This window comes from Brucella pituitosa (assembly GCF_965577835.1).
Classification (GTDB): domain Bacteria; phylum Pseudomonadota; class Alphaproteobacteria; order Rhizobiales; family Rhizobiaceae; genus Brucella; species Brucella pituitosa.
The window spans coordinates 963,129-981,321 of record NZ_OZ264092.1; the positions used below are offsets into that span (position 1 = coordinate 963,129).

Sequence of the window (18,193 nt, forward strand, 5' to 3'; positions counted from 1 at the left end):
AAACAGATCGGCTTTTTGAGAGATGACGCTGGCTTACTTGAAGAGTAGTGGCAAGGTAATCGGCATCCGGGCTTTGGCCATTGCTGCCGGCGGCGCAGGAACCGGAGAAGCCCGCCGTGCCGCTTCCAACGCCAGCTGATCCACTGTCGGATCTCCCGACGAACCGGCAAGACGTGCGGAAAGCACATTGCCAGATGGATCGATGACGAACGTCACCTGGACAAGCCCCTTGGAGTTCCTGCTCGCTTTGCGCTGCAGGAAGCGAACATTACGTGCCATATGGGCCTGCAATTTGGACGTCCATTTGGCCGAACTAACGCCTGCAGAAGCATTATTCTCACCACGGCGATTGGCTGCAGCCTTGGCGCCGTTATCGGCATCCATATGCGGCGCACTGGCCTGTTTGGTTTCCTTGGCCTTTTCAGCCTTCTTGGGCTTGGGCTTTTCAACCTTCTGCACCGGCTTAGGCTTTTCAGGCTTCGGCTTTTCAACTTTCTTTTCAGGCTTTGGTTCAGGCTTTTCAATTGGCAGCGGCACAGCCACTTCAGGCTTAGGCGCTTCGACCACATCCGGAATCACTTCTTCCGGTTCCTTGATTTCTTCGGGCACGGGTTCCGGCTCAGGCTCCGGTTCCTTGATTTCTTCCGGTACCGGCTCAGGCTCAACCTGCTCTTCAGGTTCTGCAGCTGTTTCCTGCTGTGGAGCCTCAGAAGCCACCTCTTCCATCGGAGCTTCAGGTTCAGGTGCAAGTTCGATCACCATGGCCGCGACCTGCGCGCCATCCGGCTGATCTTCCTCTTTCGTCAAGTGCACAGCATAAGCGCCAGCAGCATGAACACTAAGCACGATAATACCCGCACCGATCCAGCGCCCTGCATCATGCCAGAAGGAATGATGATGGCTGTCGGTCGACGCCACATTCTTTATAGGGGGATGTTCGGGCGGGAGTCTGTCCATTTACTGAGCTCCCTGGGTAGCCGGAGCTGGAGCTGACGCAGGCGCGGAACCATCGGGCGTGGCAGCTCCAAGTGTTTCAAGTCCGACAAGCGCGATCTTGAGATAACCTGCTTCACGCAGCAGGTTCATCACACGCATCAGCTCACCATAACCAACATTCTTGTCGGCACGCAGGAAGACGCGTGCTTCCTTGTTCTTTTCCGACACGATGTCGAGCTTGGGTCCGAGACCTTCACGAACCACCGTGTCATTGCCAACGCTGACGGTCAGGTCTTCTTTGAGCGTTACATAAATCGGCTTGTCCGGGCGTGGTGCAGGTGTTGCGCTTGATGCCGGAAGGTCTACATTGATGTCGACCGTTGCCAAAGGTGCTGCAACCATGAAGATGATCAACAGAACCAGCATGACGTCAATGAACGGCGTCACGTTAATCTCGTGGTTCAGCTCCAGATCGTCGCCATCGCCTTCGCGAATTTTGCCAGCCATGAACGTTACTCCGCAGCGTGCAGCTTGCCTTCAGGCACACCTGCAGTCTTGAAGTCGAGATCGCGGCTCACAAGGCGCTCAACACCGGCAGACGCATCCGCCAGAAGCTGACGATAACCTGTGATCGCACGGGCGAACACGTTGTAGATCACAACAGCAGGGATAGCCGCCACAAGGCCGATAGCCGTTGCAAGCAATGCTTCCGCAATACCGGGAGCGACGACGGCGAGATTGGTCGTCTGTGCCTGGCTGATACCGATGAACGAGTTCATGATGCCCCAGACAGTGCCAAACAGACCGACGAAAGGTGCAACCGACCCGATGGTTGCCAGAATGCCTGTGCCTTTGGAAAGACGACGACCAGCCTTTGCTTCAATACGCGACAGGCGCGAAGAGACGCGTTCTTTAAGACCTTCACCACCTGCACGCGCCAATGCCGGTCCGGAGAGACGAACTTCATCTTCGGCAGCACGCACCAGAATTGCGGCAGGGCCTTTCGCACCATCCAGAGACCGGACAGCCTCAGAAAGCGTCGCCGAATGGCCGATCACCTTCATGGCACGCTTGGCGCGGCTGCGTGCACCAGCAAGTTCAAGGGATTTGGCCACCCAAACCGTCCAGGTTGCAAGCGATGCAAGTGCGAGGCCGATCATGACAGATTTGACCACCCAGTCGGCGGCCATGAACATGCCCCAAGGCGAAAGATCATGTGGCAAGACGAATGCAGGTGGCTCCCCCGCAGATGTCACAGGCTGCGCTGCTTCAGGCGTTGCCTGTTGAGCTGCGGCAGGCTCATTTGATGGGGTCGTTGAAGGTGCAGCAGCTGGCTGTTCTGTAGCCGGTGTCGCATTGTTTAGTGCAGGCGTCGGTGCCGGATTTGCAGGTGCCGGTGTTGTCGGCTCGCTTGCAGCAGGCGCGCCTGGCGCGGGCGTTGCTGGTGCGGGACTTGTTGCAGCCGGATTATTGGTAACAGGCTCGGACGCGCCTTGCGCAAGTGCAGAACCCGCAAATGCCAGCAGCCCCACGCCCATCGCCGCAGCCGTGAAGCCTTTTCGCCAGAAACCAGTCATCTTGATCGCCTTTTGATTGTTCAGGTCCGAGCGCTCATGACTGATCGTTCATGCAGACCGTCGCGCCGCTTATCGGGCCTTTTCTTAACTCCCATTAACCTGATGATGCAAGTCATGTTTTGAATTTTGTTATATTTTCCCACATGAGCGCCCCCAAAAATGAGCAGAACTGCAGAAGAAATACCTATTGCATAAAAACTTCAAATCAGACGTGATATAGACAAGATGGACAAACCCGGCACGCCTGATGGTTTGCATGGGTCTGCGGGAGGATATGCCAATGATGTTCAAGGACATTCAGACCCTCGAAAATGCAGCGCGCACGGCCATGGCAGGCAATGACGACCCATTGCCTGTGCAGCAGCGGCTGTTGAAGCCATCCCATTACGGTCTGGCTTTCATAACCCTGCTTGGTGCTGCCTACCTCCTGCTTGCTTAAGGCTGCTACCGACACTCGGCGAAATTTACCATGACGAGCAGTAGGTCACGCATTGAGTTGCTGACCGGCGGCTTTGCATGCAACCATTGGGCCTGAATAACGTTATCCCGGTTGAGCAACATATGTTGCAGACCAGAGATCGAACAGGAGGCCTGACATGGCGCGCGGAACAACAAATACGCGGAAGATCGAGGAAAAACTCGAAGAAGCACTGACGGATTCGACAACCGAAGACCTTCAGTCACAGGTCGAACAACTCAAGGAAGATATTGCAGCCATTGCTGCCACCTTGGCTAATCTCGGCTCACAAACCGTCCGCGATGCGAAGCGCACTGCCAAGGAAACCTACAAAAGCGCATATGTGCAAAGCGAAGACGTGGTTGGCGACCTCAAAAACAAGGCGCAGGACGTCGAAGCTCAGCTGACCGAGACGATTCGCGCCCGGCCGATTGCGTCGCTCGCGACTGCTCTGGGCGTCGGTTATCTGCTCGCCCTCCTTTCGCGTCGCTGATACGCGCCATGCTGAAACTTTTAGCGCCAGTCGTGACATCCCTTGCCGGTGACGAACTAAAACTCCTCACCGGACGAGCCAAGCGTGCCGCCATTTTTGGAGCGGTGATCGCTGTCTTCGGCCTTATCGCTGTTGTGTTTCTTTGCGTCGCGGCCTTTCTGACGCTGGCAGAAAATTACGGCGGGCCGATTGCAGCGCTTATTCTTGCAGGCCTGTCGTTGATCCTTGCTCTGCTGATTCTCGCTGTTCTGAAAATTCAGGCCGCTGCAGAAGAGAAAAAACGCAAGCAGCGTATTGAGGCAGACAAATCGGCTCTGATGGCAACCGCTGCAATTGCGACAGTCCCCTCTATTCTGAAACGTCCGATACTGGCAGTAGCGTTGCCGCTCGTGGGAATCGCGCTCGTCAGCCTGCTTTCAGACAAGAAGAAGCGCTAATCAAAAAAGCAGCTCCTGTGATAAACGAGAGCTGCTTTTTTTGTTGCTGTCCTCTGCTATCCGGCGACTTCGCTTTCCCGATCTTCTTTTGCTTTAGCGAGTGAGGAAAGCCGCACAATAACACGTGTGCCGGAACCGCTTTCCGAGATTTCATAGACAGGCTTTTCACCGAACTGCATGCAAAGCTGCTCGACGACCAGCGTCCCGAGCCCGGTCTGCTCTTTGGCGTTCTCAGCGTCGCCTCTCTGCCAGCCAACGCCGTTATCTTCAACGATCAGTGCCGGTATTCCGGTTTCACCATCATATCTGAAGCTCACCGCAATCTGCCCCTCTTGCCGCCCCTTGAAGGCGTGCTTGACGGCATTGGTGATAAGTTCGCCCAAAATAATGCCAACGGTCGTGACGTCACGGGCCTTGAGATCGAGCGGCGCAAAATCAGTCTGAAAACTGATCTTGCGGTCTTCACCGATAGCATTGCGAATATCCTCGATAACGGTTTCCAGGAATTCGTCGATACGCGTCGATTCCATATCTTCGCCAAGACGAAGCCTGCGGTGAGCGGTAGAAACCGTTTGCACACGATCACGGGCGGCAGAAAGGGCAGAGCGCGCTTCTTCACTGCGCGTCTGTCGCAATTGCAATCCAAGCAACGATGAAACAGTGGCAAGGGAATTGCCGATACGATGGTTGGAATCCTGCAAAAGAATCTCGACGCGCTGACGCTCCCTTTCAGCGATGCCGCGTTCTTTCTCCAACTCGGCTGTCCGCTCACTCACCCGCTGTTCGAGAAGTTCTTTTTCCGACAGCAAGGCTGACTGCCCTTCAAAAAGAACCCGTGCTGCGCGCTGAACGCGTGAGAAAAGCAAAAAACTCAGCATAACGGCAGAGGCAAGCGCGACAATCGAAGTCGCTGTCAGCCAGTAACGCATCTGGTGAATATGGGCGTTACGCTCGGCAAGTTCCTGTTCTTCAGTGGCAATGAACTGCGATACGGTATCAGAAAGCTGGTCCATGAGGAGCCTGCCCTCATCACCGCGCACTTTTTCGATAGCTTCCTGAACCTTGCCTGCCTTGGCAAGATTGACTGTGGTTCGCACATCATCATGTGCACGCTCGACCAGCGCCCTGATCTTTTTGACGCGCACATCCTGTTGCGGATTGCCTTCCGTCAACAAAGCAAGATCGGAGAGCGTTTGATCAATATTGACGATAGAGTGTTGGTAAAGCTCGAGATAGGCATCATCCAGGGTCAGAAGATAACCGCGGCGGCTCATCTCAATATTATAGGCGATACGCGTGACGCGGCTGACTTGCTCGCGCAGTTCGAAATTCTTCGAAATATCAACGACCTGACTGTTAACGCCATAGGAAAGGAACAGTGTTATCAGCGCCGACAACAGGACCAGACTAAGCGACACGATGAATGCTATCGGCCGAACGGAAGGCTTTAAAAGACGATTTGAAAAGGCTGATGCCAAAGGTCAATCCACAATAGAACTATTACGCTTAAGCCTCACGCGCCAGGACGCCTGAAACAGATGGCGCTGCAACGTTTTGAAGCCGCAAACCAGCGCTGACGATCGCTACGGATCACCGGCACTGGCTTTACAAGCAAATATTAGTAGAGAGAAATCTTCAAGTAGCTAATGCTTAAAAAGCGCTCAGAGCATTTCCAGCAAAAGTGTGAAGCGGTTTTGCGTCGGAACTACTCTAGGGTCTGAGGGGATTTAGGTTTTTGGGCGTGGCGTGAGACGGATTCTGTTTCTGAACAGGAGAACAGGACGCCGTGGAGTGTATCTCCACAAGGGCTGCTCGACGCATTCAGAGAGAAAATCCGCCACCTCCTAAAGGGATATGGTGAAAATGGCCCAGTTTTGCTCCTAAACCTGTGCTATTTTCATCCATACCACGCTTCAAAACGAATCCTCCACAGAACCTAAGCAAAGCTTCTCAAAGTCACGCGGGAGGAGTTGGCATCAGGTCCGTAGTCTGCGTCACCTTCAATCTGCAATATCTCCTGCAGGCGCGTGCGGGCCCGGCTGACACGGCTTTTGATCGTGCCGACAGCACATCCGCAAATTTCGGCAGCTTCCTCGTAGGCAAAGCCCGACGCACCAATCAGAATGATTGCTTCACGCTGATCATCTGGTAACTGCTCGAGAGCTGCCTTGAAATCCTGCAAATCCAGCGTGCCATATTGTGAAGGATGCACTGCAAGCTGTTCACTGAACACACCATCCGTGTCCTGCACTTCACGACCGCGCTTGCGCATTTGCGTGTAAAATTCATTACGAAGGATCGTAAACAGCCAAGCCTTGATGTTGGTACCCAACTCAAAGGATTCCTGCTTGGCCCAGGCTTTCATTATTGTATCCTGAACGAGATCGTCAGCCCGGTCATGCTGACCGATCAGCGAAATTGCAAACGCACGCAGACTCGGCAACGATGCCAGAAGTTCACGCTTGAATTGCGCCATCTCCTCAGCCGACGGAACCTGTGCTCTGCTCACGCGTACTCTCCTGTTCAGCCTGATCGAGTTTTTCCAAAAGATCGAGAAAACGATCTGGAATTGTCTCGTCCTGTATCGAAGTATAAAGCGCCTTGAGTTTTAACCCGACCTCACAGTTCGGCCCCAAAATGTCCTTCCGGACGCGCCCATTGAGCCGTATCTGGGCTCCGTTCGCTTGAAGGTTTTTCTTGTTCGTCATCTCTTGTTCATTCTAGGCATTAAGCCCTGTTCCAATAATACCAAGCCCCAGCATTCACAGGCTAAATGCGCCCACTCTCAAAAAGTTCCCCGAATTGTCACTTTCTCGTGGAACTATTTTCAAGCGGTGACGTTTTCGTACCATAATGCCGCGCTCTATAACATTCTCCAAAGGCATTCGGGCCTGACAGTAAGTGTTAGAAAAACAAGAATTGCGGCACTGAGGAGTCCAAGAACCATGACGTTATCGACGCGTATTGCGCCGCACCTTCCCTATCTTCGCCGTTTTTCACGCGCACTGACGGGTTCGCAGGCATCAGGTGATGCCTATGTAGCAGCTACATTGGAAGCATTGATCGCCGATATCAGCATCTTCCCGCCCGCATCCGCCGACCGGATTGCCCTTTATCGGCTGTTCTGCAATCTCTATAAAACGGCGTCCATCCAGATACCGGAACCTGCTTCTGAATTTGCATGGGAAAAGCAGGCAGCACGGAACTTGTCCCACATCGCCCCTCTGCCCCGCCAGGCATTTCTGCTCGTCGCAGTCGAAGGCTTCAATGACCGTGAGGCAGCTGAGATTCTCGAATTGGAAGAAGGTGAGTTTGGCCGGATTCTGGCCGCTGCTTCCACTGAAATCTCAAAGCAGGTCGCGACCCGCATCATGATTATCGAAGATGAACCGCTGATTGCCATGGACATTGAACAGATGGTCGAAAGTCTGGGTCATGAAGTGGTTGGCATTGCGCGCACCAAGGACGAAGCACTCGCGCTTTACAAGCAAGAAAAGCCGCGCATGGTGCTTGCAGATATTCAGCTGGCAGACGGAAGCTCGGGCATCGATGCGGTCAATGAAATCCTTCAGGATGATACTGTTCCAGTGATCTTCATCACAGCCTTCCCAGAACGCCTGCTCACGGGTGAGCGGCCAGAGCCGACCTTCCTTGTGACGAAGCCGTTCAATCCCGACATGGTCAAGGCGCTTATCAGCCAAGCCCTGTTTTTTGAGGAAGCCGCTCAGGTCGCAGCCTGAAACCACGACGTAGAGTCCGTCAGTCGATGCGCCCTGTAAAGGAGAAGTCTTTTCAGGGGCATTGGCTTTCAGCAGACAATCATCCGCTTGAAAACGCGTGATTATTTTGGGTCTGGACCTGCAAATTGTCTATTCCGAGGAACCAAAGGCATACACCGGACGTTTCCCTTTCAATCAATGAAGAGGAGACCCAAAATGCTTTATTACGCTGTCGTTTTTCTCGTCGTGGCTCTGGTAGCAGGTGCCTTGGGCTTTGGCGGCATCGCTGGCGCATCAGCCGGTATTGCACAGATTCTGTTCTTCGTATTCCTTGCGCTGCTCGTCATATCGCTGATTGCTTCGGCGATCCGCAAGGCGTAACGGAGAGAAAGAACACCGCTGATAGGGGGCTGATTTCAGCCCTCCGTCAGCTTCTGAAAAGATCGCGTCGTTTTGTGGTTCAGGCCCGTTCTGTGGCTCTGGCCCCCTCTTTGGTTCTGGCCAATGGCGCAATCAGTCGTTTTCACAACAATCAGACATTATTGAACTCATCATTTCAGAACGCAATTTTATCGATCACCAAATCGTTTTCATTCTATAGCGGGCGGCAGTTGAGGCATTCATGACAGCAGCAAACCCATCTCTCAATGAAACAGAGCCGGATGCTTCACGTTTGCGCGCATTATTAAGGGCCGTGCGGAACAGCAATGTTTGCGTTCTCTATCAAACACCTGATCTCCGCTACGCCTGGGGCGAAAACATCCCTTCCTACTGGCAGGAAAAATGGAAGGCCGGCGGGCAGGACTGCGATTTTATCTTCTCGACATCCATGTCACGGCTTGATCACGCCAAGCGCACAGCACTTGAAACCGGAATCGCACAGAATGTCGAACTGGCCATCAATGATGGCGACAAGCTTCGCTGGATAGAATTTCACATTGATTGTGATCGTGATTCTGGTGGAAATGTACTTGGGCTGGTCACCACAGCTCTTGAAATCAGCGAGTTGAAACGCCGCGAACAAGTGCTGAAAACATTGTTGCGTGAGGTCAGTCACCGCTCCAAAAATCTGCTCGCTATTGTGCAGAGCATCGCCAGCCAAACGGCTCGTTTCACCGATTCTGTCGATGACTTCCTTTTAAAATTCCGCGGCCGTATCCAGTCGCTCTCCTATTCCCAGGATCTGGTGACTGATTCCAATTGGCATGGCGCATTGTTCCTGGATCTTGTTCGCTCGCAAATCGAGAAATATATCGACATTAACGACGAGCGCCTGATCATCGAAAGTGACAATCCTTATCTGTTCCCCGGCGCCGCATTGCATGTGGGGCTTGCTCTGCATGAGCTGATCATCAATGCGACATCTTTTGGTGGGCTTTCGATCCCTTACGGTCGCGTCGTCATCTCTGCAAAAATCCAACGCACGGAAAAAGGCGACGAAGAGCTGGTTTTTCATTGGGAAGAAACCAATCCGTCCATGCCCGAAGTCTATCAACATGATCCACGCTTTGGCAGTGCCGTTCTGCAACGCATTGTTCCCTCTGCGGTGGGTGGCCATGCTGAGTACCGCGTGGATGGCGCAGGGGCTGTCTATTCTCTTACGGTTCCCGCAGAACAATTCGATTCTTAAAAACAAGCCTAAGCATTCAGGCCGATCCGGCACATCAATCCATTCCACGCGACAAAAGAAAAGCCGTCATGGTCCTGACCACAACGGCTTAACTCTGAATATGCGGAACGCCAGCTGCATAAACGGGGGGCGTCTGCGCGGCATTCTCGCTGTCCACTTCATACGGGGAGATTGAAGCGAACAATGAAGACTGCTTGCGGGGCGGGTTGCAGTCTCCATATCCCAAAAACGCCGGTTGAGGGATTTGGTTCCCTCAGGATTTTATTTTTTTGCAATAAAGTTCGAGGCGATGATGAACAATCTCATATCCCAGCGAGCGGGCGATTTCTTCCTGCAATTTTTCAATCTTGTCGGAGCGGAATTCGACCACATCGCCACTATCCATATCGATGATATGGTCATGATGGGCGCCGCTTGCCTGCTCGAACCGAGACGGCCCGCCAGCAAAGGCATGGCGGTGAATAGCACCCAGTTCTTCCAGCAGTTTCATAGTTCGGTAAACGGTCGATAGCGAAATGCTATTATCGATCTCAACCGCGCGCCGAAAAATCTCCAGCGCATCCGGGTGATCTTCCGTCTCGGTCAATATGTTGAGGATGATCCGGCGTGGTCGTGTAATGCGGACACCAGCCTGCCTCAACTCCTGCTCATAATCGGGTTTTTTGTACGATTCACTCATGCCCGGATTATGCACCGGCAATGCTCCAGTTGCAAATTTTTGCAACTGGAATGGAGAACATCTCCCCAGACCATTTTATCCTGCGCTGTGCCGCCTCACTTCCTTTCAGAAGAATGCGCAAATCTCACAACTGAAAATTCACAAATAGGCGAGCGGTGAGAGGCTCAGAACAATGCCGATGAATGCCACAAAGCTGCGCCAATAAAGCAAACCCCAGAGACCGAATATGATCCCCACTGGCGCGGTATAGACGCAGAATACGACCAGATATCCGTCGTTACCGACGCCGAAGAAAGCGAGATAATAGAAAATGAAAGCGGTTATTGCGCCAAAGATCAGGGATGCAATCGCCGAGAAGCACCAGTTTTGCTTCCTGATAGGTTTTGCCTGATCCATGCCCAGTCAATTCCCCGAATATGTTTCCGAACCATCAGCCTTATGCGGGCCATTACTCAAACCTTAGAATTTCAACTGGATAAGGCCCGATAGCCGAAGGGCACCATCATAAGCAGTCGCCACCACCTATGGTGCGCCCACTCGAAAATAGGTGCCGGCTGCGGTCCCAAAGCCACCTGACGTAGACTCATCGCAGAACGGGGTCGGAATATTCAGCGTTGCCCCTTCCAGACGTAACACCAGAGGACCGCCCTCACCCTTAAATTCGGCTTCACCAGCCGATTTCTGCTCAATCACACCCTCGAAACTGCACACCCAGGTCCCATTGGCCTGATCTGCAACATTGACATTCACAGCAAGTTGGCCTGATGGTTTCTTTTCTACCTCAATGGCACCCCATGCATTGCTCCAGTTGCCTTCAAGAGACGAGTTATCTGTGACTGAAATCCAATTGAGGAATTCTGCACGCATGTCTGTCCGGTCCAGCAAGCCGGTCAGCCTATTTTCCAGATTAGACAGATTGCTTTCAAATGCTTCAGCCCGAATCTTGATAAAGGCGCTCTGATCGTTGCGAAGTGCTTCCTTCAATGCAGGATCGGCTCTTTCAATCAGTGCAGAATAAGCAATCGACATAGCGCGATCCGCTTCGGCAATGTCTGGCTTGGAACAAATTGTCTTTTCCATTGCCGTCGAAGCTTTTCCGCAGTCAAACCCTGCTTGAGCTATCGCTGGCACCTGGGGGAACGCGTAAATCCCTAAAGCAGCGCACAAGACAGCGGAGTATTTCGTATGACGCATTTTCACCCTCAGTGTTCAACTCTTCAACTGTCGTCGAATGTCTGTGATCAGGAGTAGACTTGTAATGGCTTAATGCCACTTATCCAACTCTTTAGAGCGCATCCCGAAAAGTGTGAAACGGTTTCCGGAAAAGATGCGCGTTAAAACAAAAAGTTAGAGCGCAATCTGATTCAATCAGATTGAAACCCGCTCTAAGCAACATTTGCACGGAATGCAGGAGGGGTGGGTTACATCAGTCTGTAAGCACAAGCGTTTCGCCAAATTGAACCAACGTCAATTCGCAAAAAAAGGCCTATTTAATTGAAGCAATGCCTATTAACGGCACCATATCCATTTACCCAAACCCGTTGATTTAACTGGCGCGTGAATAACTGATGCCGGGTAAAATTTCATTTAAGGTTGTGCTTGACCACCCGCCGCGCCTCTGCCAGCTTGCGGCAAACAGGGGGCAACCATGAAGCGATTTATTCCAATCATTGTAAGCATCTGCGCGGTTGCATCGGTCACGGCATGCACAACAAGCGACAAATCCAAAGAAAGCAGTTCGGCACATATTGCCGCGGTTCCACAGCAGACAGCAGCACCCAAGCTTATTGACAGCTACACCGCTCATATCAGCGAGAAAGATAAGGTCGATAATAAGGGTGTTAAGCTGACAGATGCAAAAGCAATCCTATTGCAAGACCGTAAGAATTATTACGATTTCAACCTGCGAGATAAGGGCGACACTCCGAGCAAAGTATTCGCCAGCAAAGAAAACAGGTGGGGTGAAGGCAAACCAATTTCGGAAATGAAATGGGAACCTGTTTCTTCGGGCCGCCCTGAAAAGGGCTATCAATGGAAAATGCGGCAAGGGGTTGAGTATGAAATCATCAAAGGCAACCCCGATTTGAAAATCCAAGTATACAATGACGGCAACATTCACGTTGACCCGATGCAGCCATATTAACCGCTGCGGACACAGACCAGACGCCGCAGGGTTGTGATACCCTTTACTAAGACATAGTGCAGATTTGAGCCATCAGCTTTCTGCCAGCGGTGGGAACCTCTATGCGTCCTAGTCCTCACCGGATTTGGCTTGTTCGTAAGCCTCGAAAAGCGAGGAAACGAGAACGCCATTGATACGCATTCCGGTCAGATCCGCATCTGTGATGTTGGCATCCACCAATGTAACGCCGCTGATATTCAAGCCCGTCATGTTGGCGTTTGTAATGGTGGAGCTGGACATGTTGACATTATTAAAATGCACTGCTGTCAGATTGACATCGTCAAACTCTGCCTCGCTTAAATTCACATCATTGAATTTTGCTTTGCTTAAAACAGCATAGAACCGTGCCCCTGTTAGATTTACGCCGTCAAAATTCGTACCCGACATATCAGCGTGATGATAATGGGTGTCCTGCATTTGAGGGCCATCGAAAGGGTTGTTCGTTGGTTTATCACTCATGTCGGCCTATCCTCTCGTATCTATTTGGGTGCCGCACTCAAGTTGCACTATAGTCAGTGATTATGAAAGGCTCACAAATAGGCCAAAGACAGAAGCACTGTTTCGGATGCTTTATCGAGTTTTACGAGGCCTCCTAAATATTAGGGAGGAGATCTGCACAATCTTATGCAGCCCCCCTGTCGGCGTTTCGCGCGCAATAAAAAATCGAGATTTACTGATAGGCAACCGAATAAGAGATTGTCGCGCCCTACCGCCTAAACGGACATAAAGACACAGCTATATCCATTCTCAGAAACCGCTTATCGACGGTTATTGGACAACTTTCATCGGATGACGGCTAAATGATTGATTTTGCTGGTACGCCCAAGGGGAATCGAACCCCTGTTTGCGCCGTGAGAGGGCGCCGTCCTAACCGCTAGACGATGGGCGCAGAGCCAAGTAGCTTTCGCTGATATAGACCTGACAGGTCAAAAGCGCAATGCCGACTGAAATTGAAAGGGCGACAGAACTGCCGCCCTCGAACTCATAATTACTCGACATTGCCGAGCTTGATGCGGCCCACGATACGGGACTCGCGATAATCGTAAACGATAATCTCAGTACCGCCATCTGGCAGCAAAGTTTCCAGCGAAAGCTGCTGACCGGAAAGGCTCTGCGACAACAGGCGTGTGCCCGGCGCAAGCTCAATCTGCGATTCAATCAGCTTGACTGGCTCAGGCAGCGAGGGTGCAATTGCAGCCTGTCCCGGAATGTCTGAACGCACAGCTTCTGTTTCGCTGGCGTCTGGCGCGCGATTGATCTTGTAGACAACTGCGACAAGCACAGCCATAAGACCAATCAACATGACACCGATGGAAACTGCAAGCAGACGGATCATCTTGCGACGGACTTTCTCCATCGCTGGATCAAGCGGGGGTTCCGGCTGTTGCTGTTCCGGATAATAGCCCTGCTGATAGTCCTGATATCCTGAATCCTGCTGATTCTGATATCGGGGATAGTGTGGATCCTGCATTAAATGACTCCGGTTCATGCACCCGCGTGGGCGCGTGATAACGAAGGGAAGAGACAATTGAAAGAACTAATTGCCGACCTAGACGCTGCGGGCAAAAGATTAGACCAGTGGCTGGCCGCAGCATTGGGGCCGGAACTCTCCCGCAGTCGCGTCCAGTCCCTGATTGCTGAGGGTTACGTGACCCTCGATGGTGTTCCCGCCAGCGGTGCAAAACAAAAGCTGCGCGAAGGCATGAAGATTGCCATCGTGCTGCCAGAGCCTGAACCTGCCGACCCGCAAGGCGAGAACATCCCGCTGGATATTCTCTACGAAGACGATGATCTCATCGTCATCAACAAGCCAGCTGGCCTTGTTGTCCATCCGGGCAACGGCAACTGGACGGGAACGCTTGTTAATGCCCTCATATATCATTGTGGCGATAGCTTGTCCGGCATTGGAGGAATTCGCCGTCCGGGTATCGTTCATCGTCTGGATAAGGACACAAGCGGTGTCATGGTCGTCGCCAAAAACGATCTTTCGCATCGCCACCTGAGCGAACAATTTGCTGACCATGGCCGCACGGGTGATCTCGAACGCGCTTACCTTGCACTCGTCTGGGGCATGACTGAGCGCCCGCAAGGTGTGATTGATGCGCATCTTGGTCGCTCCCATCGCGATCGCACCAAACAGGCCGTCGTGAAAGAAGAACGCGAAGATGCGCGGCACGCAGTCACTCATTATTCAACAATAGAGAAATTTGCACCGCAGGAAGATGCGACCTCGCTTGCTTCGCTGGTCGAATGCCGCCTTGAAACAGGCCGCACGCATCAGATACGCGTTCACATGGCCCATATCGGCCATCCGCTTGTCGGCGACATGGATTATGGCAGCGCCTACAAAACTAAAGCCAATAAGCTGCCAGAACCTCTAAAGAACGCCGTACACGGCTTTCACCGGCAGGCGCTACACGCCTGGCTTCTCGCTTTCACACATCCTGCAACAGAAGAGCTGATGCGCTTTGAAGCCGCAATGCCGGAAGATATGGAGCACCTTCTGGAAAGTTTCCGCAGCTACTCTATATAAGCCTGTAAAGAATCTCGGGCTCGTTTTAGGCCACTCATGAAACTGTCTGAGCAAGAACGCCTCTTGCGGCATCATCGACGCATATGCTCCCTTGCTGTTCACATTCTAGTGACAGATTGTTTCATGAGTTTAAAGATCGTGTTTTTGCCAAAATCGTGCCTATATATGGAGGCTCGCGTGAGGGAAGTGCAGGAGGCAGCCCCCGCGACAGGTTCGCCACATGGGAGCCTGAAATTATAAAGGAGGGTGCTCTATGGCCCAGGTTAATCTCCCCAGCATCACATCCGGTGACGGTGGCCTTACCCGTTATCTTGAAGAAATTCGTCGTTTCCCAATGCTTCAGCCGCAAGAAGAATACATGCTGGCGAAGCGTTATCATGAACATACCGATCCGAAAGCCGCCCATAAGCTGGTAACAAGCCATCTTCGCCTCGTTGCGAAGATTGCAATGGGCTATCGCGGCTATGGCCTGCCGATCGGCGAAGTGATCTCTGAAGGCAATGTCGGCCTGATGCAGGCAGTCAAGCGCTTTGAACCAGAACGCGGCTTCCGCCTTGCAACTTATGCAATGTGGTGGATCAAGGCCTCGATCCAGGAATATATCCTGCGCTCGTGGAGCCTTGTGAAGATGGGCACGACTGCCAATCAGAAGCGCCTGTTTTTCAATCTGCGCAAGATGAAGAGCAAAATTCAGGCGCTTGATGACGGCGATCTCAACCCGGATCAGGTAAAGCAGATCGCGACCAAGTTGCAGGTCAGCGAAGACGAAGTGGTTTCGATGAACCGTCGTCTGTCCGGTGATGCGTCGCTCAATGCGCCTCTGCGCGCGAGTGAAGGTGAATCAGGCGAATGGCAGGACTGGCTGGTCGATGACAGCAGCAGTCAGGAACAGGTTCTGATTGAACAGGACGAGCTGGAAAGCCGCCGCTCGCTGCTCGAACAGGCGATGGATACGCTCAACGAACGCGAACGCCGTATTTTTGTGGCACGCCGCTTGTCGGAAGATCCAATGACGCTGGAAGACCTTTCCGGCGAATTCGGCATCAGTCGCGAACGTGTGCGTCAGATCGAGGTTCGTGCATTTGAAAAGGTGCAGGCTGCAGTCAAGGCTGCAGCCATCAAGCAGCAGAAGGCGTTGAACCATGTCGAGGAAGCTCACGCCTAAAATTCAGCGCTCTTTGAAACCAATCCCTGCCGCAAATGGATCGCTCCATTTTGCGGCAGTTTGCTTTTGAACGCATAACAAAATCAACGAGCGGATTTTTGGGCAAAGTCGAAATGCGCGCTCTTTACTCGCCGATCTCTGGCGACTGTCACGAAACCGATAAAAAAACGCCAAATAACTGTGATGCAATGGCTTTAGGCAACAGGTGTATTTCACCCAAGCCTGAAGGTCATCCCATGAAAAAGCTCCTGCTCGCTGCAGCTCTCGCTCTCACCGCTGCGACTGCGGTATCTGCATCTGAATATGTCTCTTATCTCGACTATCCTCAGAAAGAACAGGATGGGAAAGAGTTCTTCACTGCTATTGAAATTCCTCAGGGCAGCTTCACCAAGTACGAAATTGACGACAAGACCGGTCACATCGTTGTCGATCGTTATCAGTCGATGCCTGTCATCTATCCGGCCAATTACGGTTCGATCACCAGCACGCTCGCTGGCGACGGTGATCCGCTCGATGCCCTCGTCTACACGCGTGAGCCCATCGTTCCGGGCGCTATCATCAAGGTCCGCCCAATCGGTGTGCTGAAGATGATCGACGGTGGCGAAACCGACGACAAGATCGTGGCTGTACCGACCTCGAAAATCGATCCGACCTACGACAACATCAAGGAACTCTCAGATCTGCCAAAGATCGAACAGCAGCGCCTTGAAGCCTTCTTCCGCGTCTACAAGCAGCTTCCAGAAGGCCGTAAGGTCGTAGAACTCGGTGGCTTTGACACGGCTGAAACTGCGGCAAACGAAGTCGCCAAGGCAATCAAGGCATTCTCTGAAAAGAAATAATCAGCCGCTCTCAAAGAAAAAGGCCGCTTAAAGCGGCCTTTTTTTGATTCGTTGTTCCGATTCTTAGCTGGCACCCAGAACGTCGTTAAAGACTTTCTCGCCCGGAACGCCCTTTTCGAGGCTGATCAAAGCACGGCGACCATTGCGATAGGAAACCGGAATATCAATCCACTGCAGACGACGCATCAGCGAAAGATTCGTATCCTGTGCAGTCTTTGCGTCATTAAGCCAGATAATGAAGAAATTATCCGCGATCTTGGACGGCACAGCGATCAACGGGTTACCCGCAGCCTGTTCAGTATCCTTGAACGTAATGCGCTGAACATTGTCGACGACACCGCCAACGAAATTTTCCGGCACAGTGAAGACCATTTCAATCAGATGGCTGGCAGGAATCGACTGATCCGTATTTTTGCGGATCGTCATCTTCAGCTCAACCTTGCTGTCAGGCATCGAGACGCTTGCTCGAATGGCAGGTGCTGCTGGTTCGCCCTCACTCGGGCTTTCCTGGATCTCCGACCAGACAACATTTCCGCGCTCGACCGAACCGGTTTCCGTACCGCCACGTTCTTCATAGAGAAGCGCCTGCTGGCCAACAGCGACAGCCTGCTGAGATTGCGGCTGATTCTGCGTGTTGGTTTGCTCAGGCGCTGACGTTGAAGCGGCAGTCGATTTGCCTTCGCCAACACCGGCCTGACCACCCGATGGGCCTTCATCCGTCTCACTGCCATCCGGCATGAGGCGCTGCGTCATCTTCTGTTCTTCAGGTGATGCCGGCGGCGTCTGTTCACCTGACGGCTGTTCGTTACCTGCGGTCTGCCCAGCGGGCGGGGTCTGCTCTGCAGGCTGTTGCGCTGTACCGGTGTCACCGCTTGCAGGCGCATCGCTGCGACCAAGACTTGAAGCAAGTTCCTGCAACTTGTCCTTGTTGGTCCATACGACATAACCTCCGGCACCAACGGCCAGAAGAGCAACAAGACCAATAATCAATCCAGCATAGGAACGCTTTTCTTTCCGTACATCACGATCGGCATATTCCCCGCGGCGGGCATATGCCGTGTCGTCCGAACCATCCCGATCACGCTCAACTGCCCAGTCATCATTGCTACGGGAATGGACCGGCGCAGTATCATCATCACCATCGACGTCGCTGTCGGAATAGCGACGCTCAGTCGGAACCGGGCCTTCATCATCATAGGATGACATTCGTGTCGAACGCGTTGATTCGTGCAGAAAATCTTCCAGCGGATCGGTCTGCGGTTCTTCAACCACTGGCGTCGATGCCGGCGGAGCGTAAAACGCCTCGACTTCTTCAATAGCGTCTTCGAGAATCTTGCGTTGGCGAACAGCCACAACTTGCGAGGCATTTGCCGTCACAAGCTTCTGCTCAATCGTCGCGCGCGCCTTTGCATAGACACGCTGGCGCAGTTCAGGCGATTTGTCTGCCTGCGCATCGATTGTCTTTTTCAGAACCGCTACAAAATCTGCCATGCCGTCTTACCCAGTTTCCGCGAGTACGAGATGCAATAAATGTCTCAATAATCAC

22 protein-coding genes and 1 tRNA gene are annotated in these 18,193 nt (G+C 52.6%); 10 read left to right on the forward strand and 13 right to left on the reverse strand.

Going from position 1 to position 18,193, the window contains the following annotated elements; genetic code table 11:
• Nucleotides 1-33: 33 nt before the first annotated feature.
• The 3 genes from ACSME1_RS04645 to exbB are packed head-to-tail and all read right to left on the reverse strand — an operon-like array spanning nt 34 to nt 2,513.
• The gene (locus ACSME1_RS04645) at nt 34-957 is read right to left on the reverse strand and encodes an energy transducer TonB family protein (RefSeq protein ID WP_024895680.1); all 924 of its coding nucleotides are present in this window, start codon (nt 955-957) and stop codon (nt 34-36) included.
• Complete coding sequence (gene exbD, locus ACSME1_RS04650; RefSeq protein WP_024895681.1) at nt 958-1,443, reverse strand: TonB system transport protein ExbD; 486 nt, start codon at nt 1,441-1,443, stop codon at nt 958-960. It lies immediately after the preceding gene.
• A 5-nt stretch (nt 1,444-1,448) separates the two neighbouring features.
• Nucleotides 1,449-2,513, reverse strand: coding sequence for a tonB-system energizer ExbB (gene exbB, locus ACSME1_RS04655; protein ID WP_024895682.1), 1,065 nt, complete (start codon nt 2,511-2,513; stop codon nt 1,449-1,451).
• 280 nt (nt 2,514-2,793) lie between these two features.
• On the opposite strand from exbB, the gene ACSME1_RS04660 reads away from it, so the two are divergent.
• From ACSME1_RS04660 to ACSME1_RS04670, 3 genes are all read left to right on the forward strand, one after another.
• A complete protein-coding gene (locus ACSME1_RS04660; RefSeq protein ID WP_164844641.1) occupies nt 2,794-2,952 on the forward strand; it encodes a hypothetical protein in 159 nt (52 codons plus the stop codon).
• 157 nt (nt 2,953-3,109) lie between these two features.
• On the forward strand, nt 3,110-3,463 hold the full coding sequence (locus ACSME1_RS04665; protein ID WP_024895683.1) for a DUF883 family protein: 354 nt from the start codon (nt 3,110-3,112) through the stop codon (nt 3,461-3,463).
• An 8-nt stretch (nt 3,464-3,471) separates the two neighbouring features.
• Nucleotides 3,472-3,900: a phage holin family protein gene (locus tag ACSME1_RS04670; RefSeq protein ID WP_024895684.1), complete on the forward strand. Its 429-nt coding sequence runs from the start codon at nt 3,472-3,474 to the stop codon at nt 3,898-3,900.
• Between the two features lie 56 nt (nt 3,901-3,956).
• Here ACSME1_RS04670 and ACSME1_RS04675 read toward each other — a convergent pair whose 3' ends face one another.
• The 3 genes from ACSME1_RS04675 to ACSME1_RS04685 form a co-directional block, all read right to left on the reverse strand.
• Nucleotides 3,957-5,378, reverse strand: coding sequence for a sensor histidine kinase (locus ACSME1_RS04675; RefSeq protein WP_024895685.1), 1,422 nt, complete (start codon nt 5,376-5,378; stop codon nt 3,957-3,959).
• A gap of 458 nt (nt 5,379-5,836) precedes the next feature.
• Nucleotides 5,837-6,376, reverse strand: a complete 540-nt coding sequence (locus tag ACSME1_RS04680; protein WP_036566548.1) for an RNA polymerase sigma factor — start codon at nt 6,374-6,376, stop codon at nt 5,837-5,839.
• A gap of 4 nt (nt 6,377-6,380) precedes the next feature.
• The gene (locus ACSME1_RS04685; protein ID WP_024895687.1) at nt 6,381-6,608 is read right to left on the reverse strand and encodes a NepR family anti-sigma factor; all 228 of its coding nucleotides are present in this window, start codon (nt 6,606-6,608) and stop codon (nt 6,381-6,383) included.
• Nucleotides 6,609-6,845: 237 nt separating this feature from the next.
• Between ACSME1_RS04685 and ACSME1_RS04690 the strand changes: the two genes are divergently transcribed.
• From ACSME1_RS04690 to ACSME1_RS04700, 3 genes are all read left to right on the forward strand, one after another.
• Nucleotides 6,846-7,640 carry a response regulator gene (locus ACSME1_RS04690; protein ID WP_024895688.1) on the forward strand — a complete coding sequence of 265 codons (795 nt, stop codon included), beginning with the start codon at nt 6,846-6,848 and terminating at the stop codon, nt 7,638-7,640.
• Between the two features lie 195 nt (nt 7,641-7,835).
• Nucleotides 7,836-8,000: a DUF1328 domain-containing protein gene (locus tag ACSME1_RS04695; RefSeq protein WP_024895689.1), complete on the forward strand. Its 165-nt coding sequence runs from the start codon at nt 7,836-7,838 to the stop codon at nt 7,998-8,000.
• 241 nt (nt 8,001-8,241) lie between these two features.
• Nucleotides 8,242-9,249, forward strand: a complete 1,008-nt coding sequence (locus ACSME1_RS04700) for a sensor histidine kinase (protein WP_024895690.1) — start codon at nt 8,242-8,244, stop codon at nt 9,247-9,249.
• A gap of 253 nt (nt 9,250-9,502) precedes the next feature.
• On the opposite strand, the gene ACSME1_RS04705 is transcribed toward ACSME1_RS04700, so the two are convergent.
• The 3 genes from ACSME1_RS04705 to ACSME1_RS04715 form a co-directional block, all read right to left on the reverse strand.
• The gene (locus tag ACSME1_RS04705; protein WP_024895691.1) at nt 9,503-9,928 is read right to left on the reverse strand and encodes a Fur family transcriptional regulator; all 426 of its coding nucleotides are present in this window, start codon (nt 9,926-9,928) and stop codon (nt 9,503-9,505) included.
• A 138-nt stretch (nt 9,929-10,066) separates the two neighbouring features.
• Nucleotides 10,067-10,324, reverse strand: a complete 258-nt coding sequence (locus ACSME1_RS04710; protein ID WP_235822347.1) for a hypothetical protein — start codon at nt 10,322-10,324, stop codon at nt 10,067-10,069.
• A gap of 126 nt (nt 10,325-10,450) precedes the next feature.
• On the reverse strand, nt 10,451-11,008 hold the full coding sequence (locus ACSME1_RS04715) for a lysozyme inhibitor LprI family protein (protein ID WP_435654943.1): 558 nt from the start codon (nt 11,006-11,008) through the stop codon (nt 10,451-10,453).
• Nucleotides 11,009-11,576: 568 nt separating this feature from the next.
• Between ACSME1_RS04715 and ACSME1_RS04720 the strand changes: the two genes are divergently transcribed.
• Nucleotides 11,577-12,071, forward strand: coding sequence for a hypothetical protein (locus tag ACSME1_RS04720; protein ID WP_105706839.1), 495 nt, complete (start codon nt 11,577-11,579; stop codon nt 12,069-12,071).
• Nucleotides 12,072-12,179: 108 nt separating this feature from the next.
• Here ACSME1_RS04720 and ACSME1_RS04725 read toward each other — a convergent pair whose 3' ends face one another.
• The 3 genes from ACSME1_RS04725 to ACSME1_RS04735 form a co-directional block, all read right to left on the reverse strand.
• On the reverse strand, nt 12,180-12,569 hold the full coding sequence (locus ACSME1_RS04725) for a pentapeptide repeat-containing protein (RefSeq protein ID WP_105706841.1): 390 nt from the start codon (nt 12,567-12,569) through the stop codon (nt 12,180-12,182).
• A gap of 355 nt (nt 12,570-12,924) precedes the next feature.
• Nucleotides 12,925-12,999: transfer RNA gene (locus ACSME1_RS04730), tRNA-Glu, on the reverse strand.
• 99 nt (nt 13,000-13,098) lie between these two features.
• Nucleotides 13,099-13,581 (reverse strand): hypothetical protein, encoded by a 483-nt coding sequence (locus ACSME1_RS04735; protein WP_024895695.1) that lies wholly within the window; start codon nt 13,579-13,581, stop codon nt 13,099-13,101.
• A gap of 3 nt (nt 13,582-13,584) precedes the next feature.
• Here ACSME1_RS04735 and ACSME1_RS04740 point away from each other — a divergent pair, with 3 nt between their 5' ends.
• The 3 genes from ACSME1_RS04740 (at nt 13,585) to ACSME1_RS04750 (ending at nt 16,647) form a co-directional block, all read left to right on the forward strand.
• Nucleotides 13,585-14,643 (forward strand): RluA family pseudouridine synthase, encoded by a 1,059-nt coding sequence (locus tag ACSME1_RS04740; protein ID WP_181151660.1) that lies wholly within the window; start codon nt 13,585-13,587, stop codon nt 14,641-14,643.
• A 253-nt stretch (nt 14,644-14,896) separates the two neighbouring features.
• Nucleotides 14,897-15,808: an RNA polymerase sigma factor RpoH gene (rpoH, locus tag ACSME1_RS04745; protein ID WP_024895697.1), complete on the forward strand. Its 912-nt coding sequence runs from the start codon at nt 14,897-14,899 to the stop codon at nt 15,806-15,808.
• Nucleotides 15,809-16,044: 236 nt separating this feature from the next.
• A complete protein-coding gene (locus ACSME1_RS04750; protein ID WP_024895698.1) occupies nt 16,045-16,647 on the forward strand; it encodes an inorganic diphosphatase in 603 nt (200 codons plus the stop codon).
• Between the two features lie 63 nt (nt 16,648-16,710).
• Here the strand turns inward: ACSME1_RS04750 and ACSME1_RS04755 are convergent, their stop codons facing one another.
• Nucleotides 16,711-18,138 carry a hypothetical protein gene (locus ACSME1_RS04755; RefSeq protein ID WP_024895699.1) on the reverse strand — a complete coding sequence of 476 codons (1,428 nt, stop codon included), beginning with the start codon at nt 18,136-18,138 and terminating at the stop codon, nt 16,711-16,713.
• Nucleotides 18,139-18,193 lie beyond the last annotated feature (55 nt).

Bases quoted from the DNA above. Each gene is read 5' to 3' on its own strand.
- ACSME1_RS04725 (WP_105706841.1), bottom strand. From the start codon at position 12,569: ATGAGTGATAAACCAACGAACAACCCTTTCGATGGCCCTCAAATGCAG.
- ACSME1_RS04735 (WP_024895695.1), bottom strand. From the start codon at position 13,581: ATGCAGGATCCACACTATCCCCGATATCAGAATCAGCAGGATTCAGGA.
- ACSME1_RS04750 (WP_024895698.1), top strand. From the start codon at position 16,045: ATGAAAAAGCTCCTGCTCGCTGCAGCTCTCGCTCTCACCGCTGCGACT.
- ACSME1_RS04680 (WP_036566548.1), bottom strand. From the start codon at position 6,376: ATGGCGCAATTCAAGCGTGAACTTCTGGCATCGTTGCCGAGTCTGCGT.
- ACSME1_RS04740 (WP_181151660.1), top strand. From the start codon at position 13,585: ATGACTCCGGTTCATGCACCCGCGTGGGCGCGTGATAACGAAGGGAAG.
- ACSME1_RS04660 (WP_164844641.1), top strand. From the start codon at position 2,794: ATGATGTTCAAGGACATTCAGACCCTCGAAAATGCAGCGCGCACGGCC.
- exbB (WP_024895682.1), bottom strand. From the start codon at position 2,513: ATGACTGGTTTCTGGCGAAAAGGCTTCACGGCTGCGGCGATGGGCGTG.
- ACSME1_RS04690 (WP_024895688.1), top strand. From the start codon at position 6,846: ATGACGTTATCGACGCGTATTGCGCCGCACCTTCCCTATCTTCGCCGT.
- ACSME1_RS04755 (WP_024895699.1), bottom strand. From the start codon at position 18,138: ATGGCAGATTTTGTAGCGGTTCTGAAAAAGACAATCGATGCGCAGGCA.
- ACSME1_RS04645 (WP_024895680.1), bottom strand. From the start codon at position 957: ATGGACAGACTCCCGCCCGAACATCCCCCTATAAAGAATGTGGCGTCG.
- rpoH (WP_024895697.1), top strand. From the start codon at position 14,897: ATGGCCCAGGTTAATCTCCCCAGCATCACATCCGGTGACGGTGGCCTT.
- ACSME1_RS04695 (WP_024895689.1), top strand. From the start codon at position 7,836: ATGCTTTATTACGCTGTCGTTTTTCTCGTCGTGGCTCTGGTAGCAGGT.
- ACSME1_RS04670 (WP_024895684.1), top strand. From the start codon at position 3,472: ATGCTGAAACTTTTAGCGCCAGTCGTGACATCCCTTGCCGGTGACGAA.
- ACSME1_RS04665 (WP_024895683.1), top strand. From the start codon at position 3,110: ATGGCGCGCGGAACAACAAATACGCGGAAGATCGAGGAAAAACTCGAA.
- ACSME1_RS04700 (WP_024895690.1), top strand. From the start codon at position 8,242: ATGACAGCAGCAAACCCATCTCTCAATGAAACAGAGCCGGATGCTTCA.
- ACSME1_RS04710 (WP_235822347.1), bottom strand. From the start codon at position 10,324: ATGGATCAGGCAAAACCTATCAGGAAGCAAAACTGGTGCTTCTCGGCG.
- ACSME1_RS04705 (WP_024895691.1), bottom strand. From the start codon at position 9,928: ATGAGTGAATCGTACAAAAAACCCGATTATGAGCAGGAGTTGAGGCAG.
- exbD (WP_024895681.1), bottom strand. From the start codon at position 1,443: ATGGCTGGCAAAATTCGCGAAGGCGATGGCGACGATCTGGAGCTGAAC.
- ACSME1_RS04720 (WP_105706839.1), top strand. From the start codon at position 11,577: ATGAAGCGATTTATTCCAATCATTGTAAGCATCTGCGCGGTTGCATCG.
- ACSME1_RS04685 (WP_024895687.1), bottom strand. From the start codon at position 6,608: ATGACGAACAAGAAAAACCTTCAAGCGAACGGAGCCCAGATACGGCTC.
- ACSME1_RS04715 (WP_435654943.1), bottom strand. From the start codon at position 11,008: ATGGAAAAGACAATTTGTTCCAAGCCAGACATTGCCGAAGCGGATCGC.